Genomic DNA, 18,687 nt, shown 5'->3' with positions numbered 1-18,687 from the left:
GATTGTATCGCTGCAGGAGGCTTTCCTTGAAGCAGCCGCAAGGCATTCCTCGAACCATTCGACTTCGATCATTCCGGACCGACGCCCGCTACAAGCCGCTGCGCTCCCGGTGCTCCCGGATACTGCCCTGGATGGTTAGCGCCAGCGCCAGTGCATCGCGCGCCGCCGCGCCCCTGACGCGTGGCACATCCCGGCACCGCACGCTGTTCAAAAATGCTTCAATCTCCAGCCGCAGTGGCTCGCCGGGCTCAGTGGGAATCTTGCGCAACGACAAGCCCTGCGAAGGATGCGCAGCATCGGTCGCGTCGTTTTTGCCCGCCGCAAACAGCGCCTCCAACTGCTGCATCGTAAGCGACGCCGCCGCGGTCACGTCGATCATCAGCAAATCCTGCCGGGCAAAGTCGAGCGACAGATACTGGTGCGGCTGAAAAAAGCGCAGTTTGCGCACCCGCTCCGTGGACACCCGTGACGCAGTGAAGTTCGCGACCGCGCCCGATTCGAACTCCACGCGCGCATTGGCAATGTCGACCTCGCGCGAGAGCACGGGCAGACCTACGGCGCGCACCTCACGAACGGGTGAGTTGGCCAGCGCCAGCACCACATCCAGGTCGTGAATCATCAGGTCCAGCACCACGTCTACATCCAGCGACCGCGGGGTGAAGACCGACAGCCGGTGCGCCTCAAAAAACATGGGGCGGTGCAGCAGCGGAAGCGCGGCCGTGACCGCTGGATTGAAACGCTCCAGGTGTCCCACCTGCACCAGGCGCCCATGTTCGGCCGCGGCAGCCAGGATGCGGTCCGCGTCCTCCAGCGACGGTGCGATCGGCTTCTCGATCAGCACGTCCAGCCCCGCTGCAAGCAGCGCCACGGCGGCGTCGGCGTGGTGGATCGTGGGAGTGCAGACGCTCGCGGCGTCCAGTTCCAGCCCCGCGGCAAGCATCTCCTCAACGCTGCGGTATCCCGGCACACCGTGCGCCAGCTCCGCGGATTCGCGCGCACCCGGGTTGGGATCGACCACGGCGGCGATCTCCACCGGCTCCCCCAGGCAGGTCAGGGCCTCATAAACGCGCAGGTGGTTGCGGCCGAACGCACCGCAGCCGATGACCGCGATGCGCAGTACTGGAACCGCGGCGCCGCTCAACGCAGCGCCTTTCCGGCCTGGACCGCCGGCCGCGACAGCAGCCCCGAGTGCACCGGACGCGTATCCACCACGGTCGCCGTGGCGGCACCGCCGGCGCGCAGCGTCCGATCGAAAAAGGCGAGCACCATGCCGGTGGTCTTCGTGTGCACAGTCTCGCGGTTCACGGTGGGCGGGTCCTGGCAAAACTGCGGGGCGAAGTTCACGCCCTCGGGCGTGCAGGTATCCAGAAAGGTGAAATGACCTGCCCCTTGCAGCACGGCAATCTTGGCCCCCGGCAGCCAGTTGGCAAAGCGCTCGGCATTGCTGGCCGGCGGTGCCAGCGTGTCTGCCGCGCCGGCGACCAGCGTCACGGGCACGTTCACATACGCAAACGAATCGGCGGAGTAGGCCTCGCCCAGCGGCGGCGCCATCGCAAACACCGCGCGAATGCGTGCATCGCGATGCGACTCATTCTCGTGCAGAAGAGCGTCCGCACTGGAGGCCCGCACCGCCGCCAGCAGATCCTCGGGCGTCCGCGCGTTGCTGACAGCCGGAATGCCGCACGTGGCTGCGCTGCGATGGCCCAGGCAGTAATCAAAAAAACGCTGCTGGTCTACCTGCGCCCCGGCCAATGCCAGCACCGTCTCGCTGCCCAGCGAGTAACCCACGGCGCCGATGCGGCTTGCGTCCACGTGCGCTCCAAAGGTTGCGTCCGCCAGCAGACCATCGATCGCGTCGGAAACATCAAGCGCTCGCTCGCCCCACAGCAGCGCACCTTCCGCCGTGTACGGTTCCAGCGTGTTGTTGCCGGGATGGTTCACGCCCAGTACCAGGTAACCGCGCCTGGCCAGTGCGGGCGCCAGCCAGCCGAACTGGTCGGCGCTGCCGCCCAGGCCGTGGCTCAGAACGACTAGCGGCAGTTTTGCCGCTCCGTGCGCCAGCGGCGCATTCGTGGCGGCGCTGCCAGCATGAAACAGCGGCGGCAGACCGGCGGGAGCGAACTCCTGCGGTGTTTCCGACGCCGACACATCGGCCGGGTACCACACCGTGCAGTGCAGCACGCCCGCCGCGGCACCGCGCCAGTTGCGGCTCCCACTGGGGTGCAGGTCCAGCGCATGTACGCCTGCATGAAAGCTGCCGGCGCGGGCTGTGTCAGCACTCGCTGCGCCGGCCCGCAGTAACGGGGCACACAGCAACGAAGCACACAGCAACCAACACGCCCGGCTTCGGTGCCGCAACCGGCCCAAACAACGGAGCATCTCCCTCCAGCGGGTCTCTCCAACCGTTCCCGCTTCAACCAACCCTGCCACGCCCAACGTTTCGTGCATCCCTTCCAGTTTAGGACGTGGGACAGGCAAACGGGTGAGGCACATGGCAGGCACTGACGCCGCGCCTGCTTTCTAACGTGAGCCGACAGCCCGCAGTGCCGCATGTGCCGCACAATACAAAGGCACATGACGCCACCGTCTGACCTCCGCACCGCCCTGCAGCAAACCGCGACCATGCTCGCCATGCGAAGCGACCTGCGCGACCGCGCACGGCAGGATGCGCCGCAGCTTGTCGAGTTGGCGACCGGGCTTTGTCGCGCGCAGCAATTGGCTTCACCGCATCGACTCTTAGGTCACGAAGAAGTGCAGGCGTTGCACACGCTGGTCCAACGACGCCTGCAAGCCGAGCCGATCCAGCACCTGCGCGGCTCGCAGGAGTTCTACGGCCGCGACTTCATCGTCTCGCCCGACGTGCTGATTCCTCGGCCTGAAACCGAGGACATCGTTGCCGCGGTTCTTGAAGCCACGCCGGACCGCAACACACCCCTGCGCATTGCAGACGTGGGAACCGGCTCCGGCATACTCGCGGTCACGCTCGCGCTGGAACTGCCGCTCAGCCTGGTGACCGGCTTTGAGATTTCACCTGCGGCGCTCGCAATTGCGCAGCGGAACGCGCATGCACTCGGCGCGGCCGATCGCGTACACCTCGTCGAATCGGACCTGCTCGCCGCGGCCAGCGACGGCGAGTGCTTCGACGTCATTGTGTCGAACCCGCCATACATCCCACTCACCGATGCACCCACACTTCATGCAGAGGTGCGTGACCATGAGCCTCACCTTGCGCTGTTTGCAGGCGAGGACGGCCACGACATCTATCGAAGGCTTATACCTGAGGCGCATTCGCACCTGCGACCAGGCGGATTGCTTCTGTTGGAGACAGGTGGACGCGTGGATCTGATCCATCGCATGTTGGCGGAGGGCTTTCATGATGCCGTCACGCGCCAAGATCTGCAGGGGATTGCGCGTATTGTCTCCGCCCGGCGAAACTAACAAGTCACGGCTGTATGTAAGGAGTTGTGTGCCCATCCGTCCCTGCTTCCTCGTTATCGATTCTGAGCACGCCAGCAGCATCTCCACGCGCAAGCTTGTGCTGGAAACTGCCAAGTACAACGTGATGACCGCGTATTCCTGCGAAGAAGCAGATGTGCTGCTCCAGAAATTTTCAAAAGTCAGCGCGGTCGTGATTAACGGGATAACGCTCGACGGCCGCGCCGTGCCTCTTTTGCAAACCCTGCGCGACTTGCCAGAGGTCAAGCTGGTCGTGGTCGGCGATGGTTTCACGCCCGAGGACACGCGGCAGCCTGACGTGATGGTTAAGAGCTTTGCCCCGCCCAAGTTGTTGAAAGCCCTGCAGCGCCTGTTTCCTGCAGAAACCCGGGAACTGCTGGACCATGAGGAAGAATTAGAGCGGGAAAATCCTTAGAGGCGCATTTCATCTGGCCGCTGAAGCCGTTCGTGGAACGGCTTACATGGATTGCAGGTGGAAGATCAGCGTGCCCCAGAACAGTTTGGCGCGAATCTGTACCGGAATGTGCCGCGCGTCATCGGTGTACCAGATGGTGATGGTGCCGCGATTCTTCACCACACCGGCATCCGCGGTCGGTTGCACGCGAATCGTGCTGAAGGTGCCCGCCGGTGTCTTCACTTCCTCGCGCGCTTCCACCTTGACCGTAACGCCCACGGTGCGCATCGCGTCCGCCAGCGGCAGGTGCAGGTCCTGGCCGATCTGCAGGTTCTGCGAACCGACATAGAAGATGCCCGACAGCGAATCAATCGAGCACGCCGGAATCTGGCCCTGCTGCTGCTTCGTGGTGCCCTTGACCAGGTTGCGCTCGGCCAACGCCTGCGTACCCAGCGCGCCGGGCGGACGACTCGGCGGCGCACCCGCACCTGGCGTAAAGACCAGCTCGCTCTGAATTCTGCGGCGGCCCTCCTGCGTCTGCTTGGTGAAGCCGCCTGAGCAGTTCGTCTGCGGGTTAAATGTGGACTGGAAGCGGTCGATGACCTGATAGATCATGTTGGTCGCGCCCACGGTGTCGGCCGTGGCTTGCACACGCGCAATGCCGCCCTGCTGGTCCAACTGAAACTGCACCCGGCCGGCCGTGAACACGCGCCAGTCGACAGTGTAGGTGAGCGTCTGATGCTGCGGATAACTGTAGCCCGGGGCCGGCGGCGACACCGGCGGCGCGGTGGCGGGCGGAATGCCCTCCCTCTGCGCGCGCACGACGGCTGCGGGCAGCAGGAACAAACACAGCAACGCGAGAAGTGGGGGCACGGCAAACCGGCTACGGCACAACAGCAACAAAACGCGTCTGGCCCCTTTCACGTGTGGGCGGGTGCAGCCGCGGTCGCCGCTAGTGCCCGGGAAGAATGCCATGCAGCCGCAGCAAAAGCAGCGTCAGCAGCACCGCATAGAGCAGCGTGGCCCCTACGGCTGAATTGTACTCGCGGTGTTTGCGATAGCGCTGCGAAGAAAAGCCCGCTGTCTGTGTTCCGGTACTCGTCCGTGCATGGCGAAACGGGCTGGGAAACAGCCGCGGCACGGCGCGCATGTACGCGGCGTACCCGGGAAAGCGGCGCAGCAGGAACTGCTCCTCCGACCAGATCACCGGCCCATAAATGGCAGCGAACAGTAGCAGAAATGCAAGCAACAGCCACACGTTTCGCCCGGCGCCGACGAAGCCCGCCGCCGCAAGCAGGCTGCCCAAATACAGTGGGTTCCGCGTCCAGGCATACGGTCCGGTCTGCGTGATCTCCGCGTTCTTGTTCACGTATCCGGCAGCGTAGCCACGCAGCCACAGCCCCGGCAGAACCAGCAGCAGCGACCACAGCAGCGACGCCGCCGAGGGCCGCGCAAACACCAGAAACGCGGCCGCGAACAGGAAGCCAAGCGGCACGCGAAACCGGCGCACCGCGCGCTCAGCCCAGCTTTTATCGGCGACCCAGCTTTCTTTCAAGCGTCAGCCGACCTTTCGCGGCGAATCGGTGCGCGCGAACGTCGCGGCAACACTTTATTATCGCGCCCTCTCACGTGATGCCCTGCCACATAGTCGCCCAGCCACGCACACAGTACCGTACCCCCACCTTAGCCGCGTTCTTTGCAGTGGAGGTGGGCCGGGCCGCTTAGCCTTCCGTACTTTGTGCTGACCGCACAACTGCGTGGAAGGCATCTAGTACCGCCTCTACTGAGAGTTGCGCCAGACCAGCTTCAGTCTGCCGGTGTCGGCGGTGGTCGGTCTTGCTCGACGGGTCACGCAGGTTCACAGCACGCGCATGCCGCGGCCCCGTGCGCTCGGGTGCAGTCGGCCCGAACAGGCCGACGGCTGGCACGCCCAGTGCGGCGGCAAGATGCAATGGCCCCGTGTCGCCGGCGATGACGGCCTTCACCTCACGCGTGGCGGCGATCAGTTGTGGCAGCGTCGCCGGCAACGTCACCACGTTCCACGACAATGCCCTGTCGCGGTCGCGGGAAAGCAGGACCGTCTGCAGCGTGACCGGGTCGGCCTCACCCGGAGCGGTGTTCAGCAGTACGCAGTAGCCGCTGGCAGCCAACTCAATAGCAAGTTCGGCAAACCTCGCGGGCGGCCATTCCTTTGCGCCCCAGCCCGCCGTTGCGGCAAGCAGAACGGGACCCCGGTCGCCGTACAACGCGCCGCGCCGCTCCCCCCACCAGGCCTCCGCAGCCGCATCGCGCGGCAGCACAGCAATGCCACCCTGCTTAGCAGAGCGATGCTCCTCTTCCGTTCCGGTGGAAGCGGTGTTCCCATCCACGTCGCGAGCAGTTCGCATCGCGCTCTCTATCAATTCCCATGCCTGGTCCGTCACGTGGATCGAGCGCAGCGGCACCCTGCTTCGATACAGATGCCGGGCGATTCGCTCGCGCGGCGTCGCGCTGCCGACCACGTATCTCGCGCCGCTCATGCGTGCGATCACGGCAGAGCGCAACGTGCCCTGCAGGTCTATCGCAAGGTCATACCGCGATCCGCGAAATCCACGGCGCAGCGCCGCGATGCTCCGCGCCGTTTCCAGCGAAAGCGGCCGCTTGTTCCACTGCTTCGCCTCAACCAGGTGTACGGCGTCAACCAGCGGCATGCGGTCGGGGTCGCGTGCGGTCGCGCCCTCCGCCCGCAGCAGCGGTGCCCATCGCGGCTCAACGGCCCAGCCGAGATGCGCCTCCGGCAACGCTTCCCGCAGCTTCGCCACGGCAGGCAGCGCATGCAGCACATCGCCCATCGCTCCCACGCGCACAATCAGGATGCGCGGTGCTGTGTTCGCCGCGACCTCGCCTGCGGCGCTCATCGCGGCCGCCCGCCCAGCGTCGTTCCCGGCTTCGGACCAACAATGTGCTGCCCCAGCCGCGTGCGTTCGCGCAGCAACTGCCGCAGGTCCTCCGCGCATCGTTCACGATCCACCAACGTGACCACCGCATCCGCCACCGCAAGAACGCCATGCGCGCGCAATGCCGCTAGCATCAAATCGTCCAGTTTCACCGCATCCTTCGATGTGGTCACAAACCCATCCGCCCCGCTCTGCCGCGCCTGCTGTACCAGCGCGTCCACATCGGTCTGCGTGTAGCGGTGGTGATCGCGAAATCGCTTCGTTGCCGCGGCATGCACGCCGCGGCATTCCAGTGCCAGCTCAAAGTCAGCTGGCCGCGCAATGCCGCTGAATACCAGCGGCCGCGCTGGCATCGCGGCGGGAAGCGTCATGCGGCGATAGATCTCCCAGATGCGAACGACGCGCGTCGCCCGGTCCAGGGCCGTTCCCAACGCGTGTTTCAGCGACTCCGATTCGCCTGCGCGCAGCACCACAATGTCGGCGCGACGCAGTGCCGTCATCGGTTCCCGCAGGTTGCCCGCAGGCAGCACGTGATCCCGCGCGTCCTCTTCGGTCAGCAGGACGATGTCCACAGTACGCGCGAGGCGGCGGTGCGCAAAGCCGTCATCCAGCAGATGCACACCGCGGTGAAAATCGGGAAGCTCCATTTCGGCACGCAAGCCTGCCGCATGCCGCTCCGCCCCCACATACACCGGGGCGCCCAGCGTGCGCGCCAGCAGCAGCGGCTCGTCCCCGAACTCCGCCGCCGTACCCTGCGGATCCACGCGCAACACGCCTTTCGTCGTTCGTCCATACCCGCGCGACAGCACGTCAGGAGCGTAGCCCAGTTCCCGCATCAGGGTTGCCAGCGCGATCAGGAACGGCGTCTTTCCAGAGCCGCCCGCAGATAAGCCGCCGACGCTGATCACCGTGTCGCGCAGCTCACGGGCAGCGTCGCGGTTGCGATCGAAGTGCCAGTTCTTGACCGCAAGGCCGGCGCGGTACAACGGCACCAGCGGCAGCAGCAGCGGACGTCGCGCGCTCATGGGCGCCCGCTCTCGGCGCCGCCCCGCGCCAGTGGCACCAGCGCCAGCACCGTGCGCTCCGTTGCGCCGCGCTGCGACGCACAAAAGGCCCGGGCGCGCTCACCGGAAGCGGCCACATCGGCCTCCGCTGCAAGACAATCGGAGAACCACAGCGCCAGTTCGCCGTCCTCTACGATCGTGATGGCCTGTTGCGCGCGCATCGCATCGACCATCGCGCGAAAGTTCTCAAAGTGCGACCCCATCGCGACCGGCACGCCAAACTGCGCGGCCTCCAGCGGGTTGTGGCCGCCCTTTGCAACAAGGCTGCCGCCCACGAACGCTCCCGCGCCCAGGGCGTACAGCGGCGCCAGTTCACCAACGGTGTCGACCAGCAGCACGGCTTTGTCCGCAATCGGCCGTGGGTCGCCGCGCCACTGGCTCAACAGGACAGCGTTCAGGCCAACTCGCTGCATCAGCCCGGCAACAGCACCGCTGCGCTCCGGGTGGCGCGGTGCCAGCACAAGCACCGTGGGCGAATGCTCCGTGTCCGCAACCACCGCGAACGCCTCGGCCACGGCAGCCTCTTCGCTCTCGTGCGTGCTGCCCGCCACCAGAACGCGCGCACCCGGCGTCAAATGTGCGCGGACCTGTTGCGAAAGCGGCGAATCAGGATCTGTTGCGATGTCGTACTTCAAATTCCCGCTGACCACCACGCGGTCTGCCGGCACGCCAATCTGCTGCCAGCGCGCTGCATCCTGCTCGCTTTGCGCCAGCAGCAACGATAGCTTGCGCAACAGCGGCCGCCACAGCATTCGCAATGCACGGTAGCGCGGCAGCGATCGGTCGCTCACGCGCGCATTGGCCACCGCGACCGGCACAGCCGCGCGGGCACATTCGTCCAGCATGCGCGGCCACAGCTCACTTTCCATCAGCAGCAGCAGTGACGGCCGCAGCGCCCGCAGGCAGGGGCGCACCGCAAAGGCAAAGTCCAGCGGATACAGGAAGACGCGGTCAGCGCCGAAGCGTTCGCGAGCAACCTCTTGCCCGCTTGGCGTGGTCGTGCTGACCACGACCGCATAGCCCGGCAGCGCCGCTTCCAGTTCGCGCACCAGCCGCTCGGCGGCCAGCGTTTCGCCCACGCTGACGGCGTGTACCCAAACGGTAGGCCGGCCCGCCACGAACGCGGCGACCCGCTCTGGCACCCCGCCCAGCCGCTCGCGCAAACCTCGCCGGTAGCGTCGCTGCCGCAGCATGCGCCAGCCCCAAACCGGGGAGCTCAGCGCCAGCGCAAGCAACAATGCAAACGAGTACAGGATCATCGAAGTGACTGCCTCACTGTATCGTCTCCGAGCACCTTCTCCGGCGTCTAATAAGCGTATGCGCCTGCTTCCCTACACCTCACGAGCGATCGCCTTTGCCGCCGTCTTGTGCGCCGTGCCCGCGCTGCACGCCGCCAAAAAGGCGCCGCCCGCGCCCGACGCCAGCACCGTGGCTGCCCGCGATACACATGAGAAAGACAAGGTCACCGTCGCGGCGGAACCGTTTGACACACGGGGCAAGGCAGACTTCTTCCGCAACGACTATGTGGGTCACAGCATTCTGCCCATTCGCCTGTTCGTCAAGAACGACAGCGACACGCCGCTCGACCTGAGCGATGTTCGCATCCAGTTCATCGCAGCCGACGGCACAAAGCTGCCAGCCGCCACGCCCGACGAACTGAATCGCCGGCTTTTCCGCTTCAAAGACATCCAGCCGCGCCACATTCCCGGCACGCCGATCACGTATCACTCCACGCCCGTGGACAAGAAGATCCTGGATGACGACAAGGACTTCAGTTTCACCGAAACCACGGTCGCGCCGCACGCCACGGCAACGGGCTTTCTGTTTTACGACACGCGCGACCTGGACGACCCCGTCCTGCGCCACGCGGAGATCTACCTGAAGCAGGCGCACTTCGCGGATGCAAAACACACCGAGCTGTTCGCCTTTTCCGTGCCGCTGGAAAAGTATGTCGATGCCGAGAAGGCAGCCAAAGCCGCTGCCGCGAAGGACAGCCCGGCCCAGGACACCGATGGCATCCACGGTACCTCCGCGAAGCAGCAGAACGGTAAATTCTGAGCATGAACGCGTTCCGCCTTCGCGATGCGACACCCGCCGACGTGCCAGAGATCGCCGCGCTCATCCGCGAGCTTGCGCTGTATGAACACGAGCCAGATGCCGCCAAGGCGACCGAGACCGACCTGCTGCGCGACGGCTTCGGACCGGAGCCGTATTTTCGCTGCCTGATGCTGGAAGCAGAGACGGACAGCGGACACGCGGTTGCTGGCTTTTCCTTGTACTTCTTTCAGTACTCCACCTGGGAGGGACGGCCGTCGCTTTACCTGGAAGACCTGTTCGTCCGGCCCGAGTACCGCGGCCGCGGCTTCGGCAAGGCGCTGCTGCAGCGGCTGGCGCAAATCGCGGTGGAGCGCGGCTGCACGCGCTTTCAATGGGAGTGCCTGGACTGGAACACGCCATCACTCGGGTTTTACGAAAGCATGGGCGCGAGCGTGCTGCGCGAGTGGCTAAACCTGCGGCTTACCGGCGATGCACTCGCGCGGCTCGCCGCAGGCGTTGAAGCGAGGCACGAGCTTTAGCTCGCGCTCTCGTGACCCGCAGAACTGGTTAGTGTCTAAACCCGGTATCACTGAAAACTTGTCATTTCGACCGAAGCTCCACAGCTTCACCGTGGGGCGCAGCGGAGAAACCCGCATTTTCTGCCCGCGCCCACAAACGTTGCTGGCGTGAACACTCACCACCCAATCCCCAAGCCACTACAACGGCGGCTGTCCGTTCGACGCGGTCAGGCCCCCGTCTACCGGCAGATTCACGCCCGTGACGAAGTGCGCAGCTTCGCTTGCCAGAAACAGAATCGGCCCGGCGATGTCGGCCGGCTCCGCGCCGCGGCCCAGCGGAATGCGTTCCTCAAACTTCTTGATCAGCTTGGGATTTGCCTTCATCGCCCGCGTCATGGCGGTGTAGACCAGCGACGGATTCACCGCGTTCACGCGGACGTCGTGCTTCGCCTCATCCAGCGCCAGCGCGCGCGTGAAGTTGGTAATGGCGCCCTTCGCCGCGTTGTAGAACGAGTGATTCCAATCGCCGCCCAGGCCCGAAACGCTCGACACGTTGACGACGCAGCCCTTGGACTTGCGCAGGTGCGGAATGGCGAAACGGATCATGTAAAAGTAACCGTTCAAGTCGGTTCCCATGATCCGCGTCCACTCCTTCAGGCTGCCCTCATCCACGGCGCCCATGTGGTCCACACCGGCGTCGTTCACCAGCACGTCCAGCCGCCCGAACTTTTTGACGGCGTCCTTGACTAGGTCTTCGCAGTCGTCCGGATCGCTCGTATTCATCACGCGGGCCATGCCGCGGCTCTCGCCCAGCTCTTCAGTCAGCTTCTTTAATCCGGATTTGTCTTTGTCGGCCAGCACCAGGGTGGCGCCTGCCTTGGCAAAAGCGCGCGCGGCGGCCTCACCGATGCCCGAACCGGCACCGGTGACCAGAACGATCTTGTCTTGAAAGGAATACATGTCTTGCCCTCACACGGTGGGATGCACCGAACAGGGCAAGACAGTGCGTCCTTGCGCGGCATGGCGCTTACCAGCCGTATGGGCGACGGTAATAGCCGTACGGATAGACGTAGTACGACCCGTAATTGGGCTGCCACGAGTACCCGTTCCAGACATAGCCGTAGCTCGCAGCGCCGTATGGACCGTAGCCGCGGTAATACGGATAGCCCCAGCACGGGCCGTAGCCATACCAGCGGCGGCGATGTAGAAGGAAAAGGACGACCAGAATGGCAAGCAGCATGGCACATGCTCCAGCGCGCGACGTTAACGCAACAGAAAATACGCAGACGTTCGTGAAATGGTTCCTTCAGCGCGAGCAAGCACCGCATCTGCTGAGCGGAACGCCACGGCAGCACCCGCGCTGAAGGAGGGAAATCTGCACGGGTTCGGAAAGCACATCCGGCAACGACGTAAAAAGTATCCGCGCTAAGCTGCTTACGGCTTGGCGCGAAAGCTTGCCTCGAACTCGGCGCACAGCTACGCTGATCATGGCAGAAGATCGTTGAGAGGGCGAGCGTATGAGTTCCGCAGTTGAATCCATCAGCGTTGATCTTCCTCCGCGGATGCTGGCTGAGGTGCGCGCCGTGGTCGAGACAGGCGAGTACGCGTCCTCAAACGAGGTGATACGAGACGCCTTGCGTGAATGGGCTCAGAACCGCAAGGTGCAGGCACCCGATCTGGATGAGCTGCGACGTCTCTGGTCCGAGGCTCGCGACAGCAGAAAACCGGGTATCCCGGCCGATCAGGTTTTGGAACGCTTGGAGCAGAAATATCAGTCCATGTCGGTCGAGCAGGCGCGGTCGGGTAAGCAGGCTTGAGAGGAAGCCCAATAAACGCCGGTCGATTGCCCACATCGATAGAACATGTATTTGGCCCTGGAGCCAATCATGCTTGAGCTCTCAGAGTATGTAGAGAGCGATCTGGAAGCGATAGGCGATTGGATCGCGGAAGGCAGCCCGGAACGGGCCGTGAGCTTCGTTCGCGAGATTCGCGAGGAGTTTGCTCGCATCGGTTCGCAGCCTCACCTGTTTCGTTTGCGCCCGGAAATCGGTAATGGTGTGCGGCTTGCAGTAAAAGGCAGCTACGTTATCCTGTTTTGGATTGATGAAGATACCGTTCGCATCGAGCGCGTCATCCACGGAAGCCGAAACCTTTCCGAGCGTTTGCGATGAAGAAAATACACGTCATCGGTGGCGGACTGGCCGGGCCGGAGGCAGCGCTGCAGGCGGCGCTGGCCGGGTGCGAGGTAACGCTGTTTGAAATGCGGCCGCACCGCTCGACCGAGGCGCATCAGACCGCGGACTTTGCCGAGCTGGTCTGCTCGAACTCGCTGAAGAGCGAAAGCGAAAACACCGCGCCCTGGCTCCTGAAGCAGGAGATGCGGGTCGCCGGATGCGTTCTGCTACAGGAGGCGGACGCCTGCGCCGTGCCGGCGGGGCACGCGCTTGCCGTCGATCGGGTCCACTTTTCGCGGCGTGTGGCAGAGCGCATTGCCGCGGAGCCGGGCATCACGGTCATGCGCGAAGAGGTCACGCGGATCGACGAAGATGCGGAGCACTTGACGATGCTGGCCACCGGACCGTTGACCTCGCCGGCGCTGGCGGCGGAATTGCAGCGCCTGACGGGGACCGAGCACCTGAGCTTCTACGACTCCATCGCGCCGGTGGTGGACGCCACGACGATCGACATGGAGCGCGTGTACTTTGCGGCGCGCTGGGACAAGGGCACGGCGGACTACATCAACTGCCCGTTTACCCGCGAGGAGTACGGCCGTTTCTATGACGCCCTGGTCGCCGCGCACGAGGTGGAGGCGAAGGCGTGGGAGCGGCTCGACTACTTCGAAGGCTGCCTGCCGATTGAAGAACTGGCGCGGCGCGGGCGCGACACGCTCCGGTTTGGCTGCATGAAGCCGGTGGGGCTGCGCGATCCGCGCACCGGCCAAACGCCGTATGCCGTGGTGCAGCTGCGGCAGGAGAACCTGCGCGCGGACAGCTACAACCTGGTCGGCTTCCAGAACCACATCCGGTTCGGCGACCAGAAGACGGTGCTGCGGCTGATTCCCGGGCTGGAGAACGCCGAATTTCTGCGCTACGGGCAGATTCACCGGAATACGTACCTTCATTCGCCGTCGCTGTTGACGGAAACGCTGCAGCTGCGGGCGCACCCGAACGTGTTCGTCGCCGGGCAGTTGAGCGGCGTGGAAGGCTACACCGAGTCGATCGCCGGCGGCATGCTGGCGGGGCGGTATGCGGCGGCGGTTGCGCGTGGCGAGCAGCCGGTTGCTGCGCCGCGGTTGAGCGCGAACGGATCGCTGGTGCACTACATTACGCATGCAGATGCGAAGCGGTTTCAGCCGGCGAACATCACGTTTGACCTTCTGCCGCCGCTCGAGGAAGAGTTGCGGCGCAAGGTGCGCGATAAGAAGGAGCGGCACCGCATCCAGTGCGAGCGCGGCCTGGCGGCGTGGCAGGAGTGGATGGTGGGTGACCCCCCTCCCCGTTAAAAATGTAAGTTCCTCTTTCGCAAAGACTTAGCTGTTTGCCGCCCGCCCAAGTTCTTCGTGGAGAAGAACTTGGGCGTAAGTTCCTCTTCTCGCAGAAGTTAGGAGCTGTTTGTGGTTTTCAGACGCGACGGGCGGCCCCTGTTTTTTCGCGCTGTTTCTATTGTAAGAAGTTTGCAGGGAAACCGTGCCACAGGTAAGTGTTTGCAAATAATGAGCTTAGCTGATAGAGGGGCTTGACAGGAATTTCAATCGAACGCGCGGCACCAATCCTCGGGCCGCGGTGTCTTTACTGCAAGCACCCGAGGAGCGCCGCATGCCGCCAAAGCCGTTGCCGTTTGATCTGCTGATTCCAGCACCGTGCGGAGAAGACTGGAATGCGATGGGCGAGGGTGGACCGGCGCGCCGGCACTGCCAGCGCTGCAACTCCGACGTGGTGGACGTGTCCCTGCTGACCGGGGCGCAGCTGCGCACGCTGGTGGAGCGGACTGCTGGGAACTTTTGTGCACGCGTGACACGGCTGCCAGATGGCGGGATGCTGCTTTCGGAGCCGCCGCCGAGCATTTCGGGCACCGCCTCGATGTGGCGTGCACCGGCGTTGGCGGGAGCCGTGCTGGCCGGGACTGCGCTGCCGCTGCTGGCGCAGGCGCACGGTGCGCCGAATGCTCATCCGGCGTTGCCCGCCATCTCGTGTGCGGAGGTGACCGCGCTGAAGCGGGGCGGCGGTTTGCCGGCCGAAGGTGCGATGGCCGCACTCGCGCAAGCGCCCGCGCCTGCACCGCCGCCGCAGCGCGAAGGGGGAGCCGCCACCATGGGCAAGATTGCGGTACCGCTGGTGCCGGTTGGCGGCGTGGTGCGCCTGCCGCGCAGCCGCACGGTGCGCAACGGCCTTTTAGAGGTTTACAACACACAGCGATTCTCAAAATCGCTGGATATCAAGCCGGACGGCAGTTTTGCCGGTGCGCTGCCACCTGGAAAGTACTGGTTGCGTGCGGAGGTGCGTGGGGATGACGGCGAACTGTATGCGGCGGTAGACGGGATCACGTTGCTGGTGAAGGCCGTGAGGCACGACATGATGCTGCAGGGGCCGGTGATGGTGACGGCGGGAGCGCCCGCGGTAGCACCGACGGCAAAATCCGGGCGGCGCTGACCGCAGCGCGAGCAACCAACCACGGCCGGTTCACATATCTTGTGTGCACGGCTGTTAGGGAGGAGTTGCGATGCGCGTTTACTCCGCAAGTGAAGCGATAGGACCGGCCTGGGAGCACACCAAGGCGCTGATGTGGCAGGACCGCCGGTGGGGGCGGCTTCTGAAACTGTCACTGGTGGCGTTCGGTGCGGAGCTGGGGACGAGCTTCAATTTCAACGTGAACTTTGGCAATGGCGCCAACAACGATCGCGTGGCGGCATCGATTTTGGTAGCCATCGCGGCCGTGGCACTGTTCTTCGGTTTGCTGTTTTTTGTGGTGTTCCTCTACCTGGGGTCGCGACTGCAACTGGCACAATTCGACATCCTGGTGCTGCGCGACTCGATGGTGGGGCCGGCGTGGGCGCGGCACGGGCGCCAGACGTGGCGGTGGGCCGGGCTGAAGGTGACGATCATGATCGGCGTGCTGGTCGTGCTTCTGCCGCTGCTGATTCCGGCGATTCCAATCTTTGTTGCATTTCTGAAGGCGGCGCGGCCGGTTGCGGGTGCGCCGGGTCACTTTCCAACGCTGAACTGGCCGGTGTTGCTGGTGGCCTTTGCGGAGGTGTTCGCGATTGCGCTGTTGGCGATCATGCTGATCCGGTTTGTGACGGCGCTGGTGCTGCCCGGGGTGGCGATGGAAGACTTGCGGTTTGGCGCGGCGCTACGGCGGGGCTGGCAGATCTTCCGGGCGGATGTGCCAGGCATGCTGGGGTTCGCAATTTTGCAGCCGGTGTTTCTGTTTCTGTTGGGGCTGGGCTTGATCGCTGCGCTATTACTTGTGCTGATGGTGCTGCTGCTGCCGTTCGGCCTGGTCGGGGCTTTGTTGTGGACCTTTGTCCACACGTCTGGCACGGCGGCGTGGGTGCTGCTGGGAATTCTGGGAGTGATTGCGCTGTTTGTGGTGGGGGCGATCTGGACGGTGCTGTATGTGGCGTCGGCCGGCACGCTGCTGATGTTTGCGCGGGCGTGGAGTTTGTACTTCCTGGGTGGGCGGTACCCGCTGCTGGGGCAGTACCTGCAGCCGTCGCCGGCGGTGCCGGTGTGGACGCCGCCGCCCTCGCTGCCAGGGGACGAGGACGGCGGTGGCGGGCCGGGGTTTCCGGCGGACCCGGCGCTGGCGTAGGGGCAGGACGGAAGCCCTTCTCCTGTAGGCGATTCAGGCCGAAAGGAATCTGCTTTCCGCGGTCTAAGACCTGTTCTGATGGGCGAAGCGGCTGGCGAGCGGGTTGATACAGAAAGCTTCTCTGAGAGGTTCTATGAATCGGGCCACTCTTTACTTGTTGATGGCGATCGTCTGCGGCTGCCTTTGCAGCATGAGGAATCTTCGCGCGCAATCCGATCCTGCTTTCAGCCTACGGGTAAAAACTGGAGAAAGCGTGTTCCATATCGGTGAACGTATTCCTCTGGAACTCAGCTTCTCTTCCACTTCCGTCAACCGGTACGAGATCAACCTGGCGCGCTACGACCGCAGCGGAAGGATGCAGTCCGAGCAGTTCGATGTAAGTCCGCGACAGGGGTGGGCGGATCCTCTCGACGCGTACTTTGCGAACGGTTACGCAGGCGGTGGAATCAGCAGCTCCGTAGCGCTTTCGAGTACCACTGAGCTGATCGATTTGGACCTGAACGAATGGGTTCGCTTCGACCAGCCTGGAGACTACGACGTGAGGGTGAGAAGTTACAGAGTGTCTGAGCCCGGGAAGCCTGGCACGGTAGAGCTCCGGTCGAATGCTCTGAAAGTTCACATCGCGCCGGTAACTTCGGAAGAGCAAGAGCTCCGGCTGAAGACCGCTCTGACGGCCCTGCGCGCAACACCTGCGACTCAAGGCATGACCCCTGAAGCACGGACAAACGCCATCGCGGACATCCGTTTTCTGCGCAGCAAGGAAGCGATCGAAGTTATGGCAGCAGGGATACGTGATGACCGGCAGGATGAGCTCTACGCATACTCCTTTGGGCTGATCGGACTTCCCAAGTCCTTGCGCGATGAGGCCGTCCATGCGATGCAGGTTGAGATCGACGATCCAAACTTTCCCATTTCGAGTTGGTTCCTCACCGTCGAAGCGCAGCTTCTAAACAACGACGAGAGCGCCTCCGGCAGGGAGGATTCGGCCCGCTTTCGAGAGCTTGCCTGGCACAAGTGCTTAGCCTCGCTCTCTGGCAAGAGCGGCAAAGCTCTCGCGATCACGGCGGAAACGCTCCTCAGCCAGCCACCAGGCAGGCTTGACGTTCAGGAGAAAGCGCAACTCGGCTCCATTCTCTCCAGAGCCTTCCTGAACCTTTCCCCGGAGCGGCAATCGGCTGCCTTGCTGTTCCATTGGGATTTGCTGCGATCCGATGCGATGGAGCCGACTCTACGGAAGCTGGCTGAGCTGCCGCTGGACGATCCCGCCAACAATCTATCCACAGTTTATGCAACAAGAGAACTCAAGGCTGTCGCCCTTTCGCGCTGGTACAACCTCGATCCCGACGAAGCAACCAGAGTCGCTATGCAGCAAGTCGGCTCCGCCTCACCCTCTTTGACAGAGAAGGATCTATTTTTCTTAGGGGATCAGAAGATGCCACAGTTCGAGACTGTCTGGGCTGATGCGCTGCTGAAGGAAACGAGCTACACCAGAGAGACAGCTCTGGCGGGGCTTCTTGCTCGTTTCGGGACCGGATCTGCGCTTCCTTCGGTGCGTGAAAAACTCTCAAGGAACGTTGGGCGTTGGGCGTGTGCACCCCAAAGTGCAGCGTTGGCCTATGTTGTCGAGTTCGCCCCAGAGCAGGCAAAGGGGCTTCTGCAACGGGCAGTGGCGGCGAGAGGTGGAGAAAACTCTGCCTGCAATCACTCCGTGTTTCAGGATGTCGCAACGTACACGTCTGGTCCTGTGGTTACCGATGTCGCCATGGAAGCAGTCGACGACCCGGACCCTCAGGTTGCCATGGATGCCCTAATTTACCTGATGTATTACGGAGACAAGCGAGCCAAAGAGCCGATCTGGAACCGTTACCTGCGGTGGTCTGACACCTGGAGCGGAAAAGCGGCTGCTCTTGAGGCACGGAGGCCAGGGGAAATGGTGGGCAACTGGGAGCAGCGAGGTTTCGGGGAAAACCTAGCTACCGCACTTATCGCGAACCAAGCCTGGCTTGCCGACCAGGAATTCATCTCCCAGGTTTTGAATCGGTGCGTTGGAGAGCAGATGTGCACACGATTAAAGCAACTCGCTGCTTTGTCAAATGCACCCTACCGGGTGAGACTCTACCGTTCCGGCCGGAGGGAAAATCACACGATCGCTCAATACACCGAGAAGAGTGAAGCTCTCTTGCGGGCCAAAATAGCGCAGTTCCCACGCGGTACAAGCTTCGTGCTGGTGTCAGACGCGTTTCCGTCCGAGGAGCAAACGACTTTAGAAATTCATGCCAAAGCACTCTTCGATGAACTGGGCATGTTTCTCGTTGTTGCTCGCCAATAGCAAAGTCCTGTTGTCGAACAACGTCCGACGCTAGAACGAGCGTCGCGTTTTGCTGCCGACAAAGCCGAAGCGCCGCGACAGGGGCGGAACGCTCCATTTGTAGTGTGGGAAGCACGTTCGCCTGCAGACGAACGTGCTTGCC

Annotated in this window: 19 protein-coding genes; 10 read left to right on the top strand and 9 right to left on the bottom strand. The window is 63.6% G+C overall.

The window, feature by feature from the left end; genetic code table 11:
- Positions 1-88: 88 nt before the first annotated feature.
- Positions 89-1,141, bottom strand: coding sequence for a Gfo/Idh/MocA family protein (locus ACOFKT_RS15560; RefSeq protein WP_419804899.1), 1,053 nt, complete (start codon positions 1,139-1,141; stop codon positions 89-91).
- Entirely contained in the window at positions 1,138-2,316 is a 1,179-nt protein-coding gene (locus ACOFKT_RS15555; protein WP_419804898.1) for an alpha/beta hydrolase family protein, read from the bottom strand. The genes ACOFKT_RS15560 and ACOFKT_RS15555 overlap by 4 nt, the downstream gene beginning before the upstream one ends.
- A 258-nt stretch (positions 2,317-2,574) precedes the next feature.
- Between ACOFKT_RS15555 and prmC the strand changes: the two genes are divergently transcribed.
- Both prmC and ACOFKT_RS15545 read left to right on the top strand, forming a co-directional pair.
- On the top strand, positions 2,575-3,438 hold the full coding sequence (gene prmC, locus ACOFKT_RS15550) for a peptide chain release factor N(5)-glutamine methyltransferase (protein ID WP_419804897.1): 864 nt from the start codon (positions 2,575-2,577) through the stop codon (positions 3,436-3,438).
- Positions 3,439-3,466: 28 nt separating this feature from the next.
- Positions 3,467-3,871 (top strand): response regulator, encoded by a 405-nt coding sequence (locus ACOFKT_RS15545; protein ID WP_419804896.1) that lies wholly within the window; start codon positions 3,467-3,469, stop codon positions 3,869-3,871.
- 42 nt (positions 3,872-3,913) lie between these two features.
- On the opposite strand, the gene ACOFKT_RS15540 is transcribed toward ACOFKT_RS15545, so the two are convergent.
- The 5 genes from ACOFKT_RS15540 to ACOFKT_RS15520 form a co-directional block, all read right to left on the bottom strand.
- Positions 3,914-4,723 carry a DUF3108 domain-containing protein gene (locus ACOFKT_RS15540; RefSeq protein ID WP_419804895.1) on the bottom strand — a complete coding sequence of 270 codons (810 nt, stop codon included), beginning with the start codon at positions 4,721-4,723 and terminating at the stop codon, positions 3,914-3,916.
- 79 nt (positions 4,724-4,802) lie between these two features.
- Complete coding sequence (locus ACOFKT_RS15535; RefSeq protein WP_419804894.1) at positions 4,803-5,405, bottom strand: methyltransferase family protein; 603 nt, start codon at positions 5,403-5,405, stop codon at positions 4,803-4,805.
- Positions 5,406-5,571: 166 nt separating this feature from the next.
- The gene (locus ACOFKT_RS15530) at positions 5,572-6,747 is read right to left on the bottom strand and encodes a glycosyltransferase family 9 protein (protein ID WP_419804893.1); all 1,176 of its coding nucleotides are present in this window, start codon (positions 6,745-6,747) and stop codon (positions 5,572-5,574) included.
- Entirely contained in the window at positions 6,744-7,811 is a 1,068-nt protein-coding gene (gene lpxK, locus ACOFKT_RS15525) for a tetraacyldisaccharide 4'-kinase (RefSeq protein ID WP_419804892.1), read from the bottom strand. Before lpxK ends, ACOFKT_RS15530 begins: the two co-directional genes overlap by 4 nt.
- Positions 7,808-9,109: a 3-deoxy-D-manno-octulosonic acid transferase gene (locus ACOFKT_RS15520; RefSeq protein WP_419804891.1), complete on the bottom strand. Its 1,302-nt coding sequence runs from the start codon at positions 9,107-9,109 to the stop codon at positions 7,808-7,810. Before ACOFKT_RS15520 ends, lpxK begins: the two co-directional genes overlap by 4 nt.
- Before the next feature lie 58 nt (positions 9,110-9,167).
- On the opposite strand from ACOFKT_RS15520, the gene ACOFKT_RS15515 reads away from it, so the two are divergent.
- Together ACOFKT_RS15515 and ACOFKT_RS15510 are read left to right on the top strand one after the other, a co-directional pair.
- Positions 9,168-9,908: a hypothetical protein gene (locus ACOFKT_RS15515; RefSeq protein ID WP_419804890.1), complete on the top strand. Its 741-nt coding sequence runs from the start codon at positions 9,168-9,170 to the stop codon at positions 9,906-9,908.
- Positions 9,909-9,910: 2 nt separating this feature from the next.
- On the top strand, positions 9,911-10,426 hold the full coding sequence (locus ACOFKT_RS15510) for an N-acetyltransferase family protein (RefSeq protein WP_419804889.1): 516 nt from the start codon (positions 9,911-9,913) through the stop codon (positions 10,424-10,426).
- A gap of 177 nt (positions 10,427-10,603) precedes the next feature.
- Here ACOFKT_RS15510 and ACOFKT_RS15505 read toward each other — a convergent pair whose 3' ends face one another.
- Positions 10,604-11,365 carry an SDR family NAD(P)-dependent oxidoreductase gene (locus tag ACOFKT_RS15505; RefSeq protein ID WP_419804888.1) on the bottom strand — a complete coding sequence of 254 codons (762 nt, stop codon included), beginning with the start codon at positions 11,363-11,365 and terminating at the stop codon, positions 10,604-10,606.
- Between the two features lie 67 nt (positions 11,366-11,432).
- The gene (locus tag ACOFKT_RS15500) at positions 11,433-11,645 is read right to left on the bottom strand and encodes a hypothetical protein (protein WP_419804887.1); all 213 of its coding nucleotides are present in this window, start codon (positions 11,643-11,645) and stop codon (positions 11,433-11,435) included.
- A 277-nt stretch (positions 11,646-11,922) separates the two neighbouring features.
- Between ACOFKT_RS15500 and ACOFKT_RS15495 the strand changes: the two genes are divergently transcribed.
- From ACOFKT_RS15495 to ACOFKT_RS15470, 6 genes are all read left to right on the top strand, one after another.
- On the top strand, positions 11,923-12,222 hold the full coding sequence (locus ACOFKT_RS15495; RefSeq protein WP_419804886.1) for a ribbon-helix-helix domain-containing protein: 300 nt from the start codon (positions 11,923-11,925) through the stop codon (positions 12,220-12,222).
- A gap of 69 nt (positions 12,223-12,291) precedes the next feature.
- Positions 12,292-12,576, top strand: coding sequence for a type II toxin-antitoxin system RelE/ParE family toxin (locus ACOFKT_RS15490; RefSeq protein ID WP_419804885.1), 285 nt, complete (start codon positions 12,292-12,294; stop codon positions 12,574-12,576).
- Positions 12,573-13,907 (top strand): methylenetetrahydrofolate--tRNA-(uracil(54)-C(5))-methyltransferase (FADH(2)-oxidizing) TrmFO, encoded by a 1,335-nt coding sequence (gene trmFO, locus ACOFKT_RS15485; RefSeq protein ID WP_419804884.1) that lies wholly within the window; start codon positions 12,573-12,575, stop codon positions 13,905-13,907. Before ACOFKT_RS15490 ends, trmFO begins: the two co-directional genes overlap by 4 nt.
- Before the next feature lie 313 nt (positions 13,908-14,220).
- Positions 14,221-15,054, top strand: a complete 834-nt coding sequence (locus tag ACOFKT_RS15480) for a hypothetical protein (RefSeq protein WP_419804883.1) — start codon at positions 14,221-14,223, stop codon at positions 15,052-15,054.
- Positions 15,055-15,124: 70 nt separating this feature from the next.
- Positions 15,125-16,216, top strand: a complete 1,092-nt coding sequence (locus ACOFKT_RS15475) for a DUF7544 domain-containing protein (RefSeq protein WP_419804882.1) — start codon at positions 15,125-15,127, stop codon at positions 16,214-16,216.
- Between the two features lie 133 nt (positions 16,217-16,349).
- On the top strand, positions 16,350-18,545 hold the full coding sequence (locus ACOFKT_RS15470; RefSeq protein ID WP_419804881.1) for a hypothetical protein: 2,196 nt from the start codon (positions 16,350-16,352) through the stop codon (positions 18,543-18,545).
- Positions 18,546-18,687: the final 142 nt, after the last annotated feature.

Origin of the sequence: Terriglobus sp. (assembly GCF_965201105.1) — a bacterium.
In the GTDB taxonomy this organism is placed as follows: domain Bacteria; phylum Acidobacteriota; class Terriglobia; order Terriglobales; family Acidobacteriaceae; genus Terriglobus.
The sequence above is the reverse complement of the archived record's forward strand: the minus strand, read 5'-3'. Positions and strand labels throughout refer to the sequence as shown.

What these genes read in the sequence shown, in the direction of transcription:
- ACOFKT_RS15470 (WP_419804881.1), top strand. Translation starts at nt 16,350, where the DNA reads ATGAATCGGGCCACTCTTTACTTGTTGATGGCGATCGTCTGCGGCTGC.
- ACOFKT_RS15530 (WP_419804893.1), bottom strand. Translation starts at nt 6,747, where the DNA reads ATGAGCGCCGCAGGCGAGGTCGCGGCGAACACAGCACCGCGCATCCTG.
- trmFO (WP_419804884.1), top strand. Translation starts at nt 12,573, where the DNA reads ATGAAGAAAATACACGTCATCGGTGGCGGACTGGCCGGGCCGGAGGCA.
- ACOFKT_RS15510 (WP_419804889.1), top strand. Translation starts at nt 9,911, where the DNA reads ATGAACGCGTTCCGCCTTCGCGATGCGACACCCGCCGACGTGCCAGAG.
- prmC (WP_419804897.1), top strand. Translation starts at nt 2,575, where the DNA reads ATGACGCCACCGTCTGACCTCCGCACCGCCCTGCAGCAAACCGCGACC.
- lpxK (WP_419804892.1), bottom strand. Translation starts at nt 7,811, where the DNA reads ATGAGCGCGCGACGTCCGCTGCTGCTGCCGCTGGTGCCGTTGTACCGC.
- ACOFKT_RS15515 (WP_419804890.1), top strand. Translation starts at nt 9,168, where the DNA reads ATGCGCCTGCTTCCCTACACCTCACGAGCGATCGCCTTTGCCGCCGTC.
- ACOFKT_RS15475 (WP_419804882.1), top strand. Translation starts at nt 15,125, where the DNA reads ATGCGCGTTTACTCCGCAAGTGAAGCGATAGGACCGGCCTGGGAGCAC.
- ACOFKT_RS15495 (WP_419804886.1), top strand. Translation starts at nt 11,923, where the DNA reads ATGAGTTCCGCAGTTGAATCCATCAGCGTTGATCTTCCTCCGCGGATG.
- ACOFKT_RS15480 (WP_419804883.1), top strand. Translation starts at nt 14,221, where the DNA reads ATGCCGCCAAAGCCGTTGCCGTTTGATCTGCTGATTCCAGCACCGTGC.
- ACOFKT_RS15490 (WP_419804885.1), top strand. Translation starts at nt 12,292, where the DNA reads ATGCTTGAGCTCTCAGAGTATGTAGAGAGCGATCTGGAAGCGATAGGC.
- ACOFKT_RS15505 (WP_419804888.1), bottom strand. Translation starts at nt 11,365, where the DNA reads ATGTATTCCTTTCAAGACAAGATCGTTCTGGTCACCGGTGCCGGTTCG.
- ACOFKT_RS15500 (WP_419804887.1), bottom strand. Translation starts at nt 11,645, where the DNA reads ATGCTGCTTGCCATTCTGGTCGTCCTTTTCCTTCTACATCGCCGCCGC.
- ACOFKT_RS15520 (WP_419804891.1), bottom strand. Translation starts at nt 9,109, where the DNA reads ATGATCCTGTACTCGTTTGCATTGTTGCTTGCGCTGGCGCTGAGCTCC.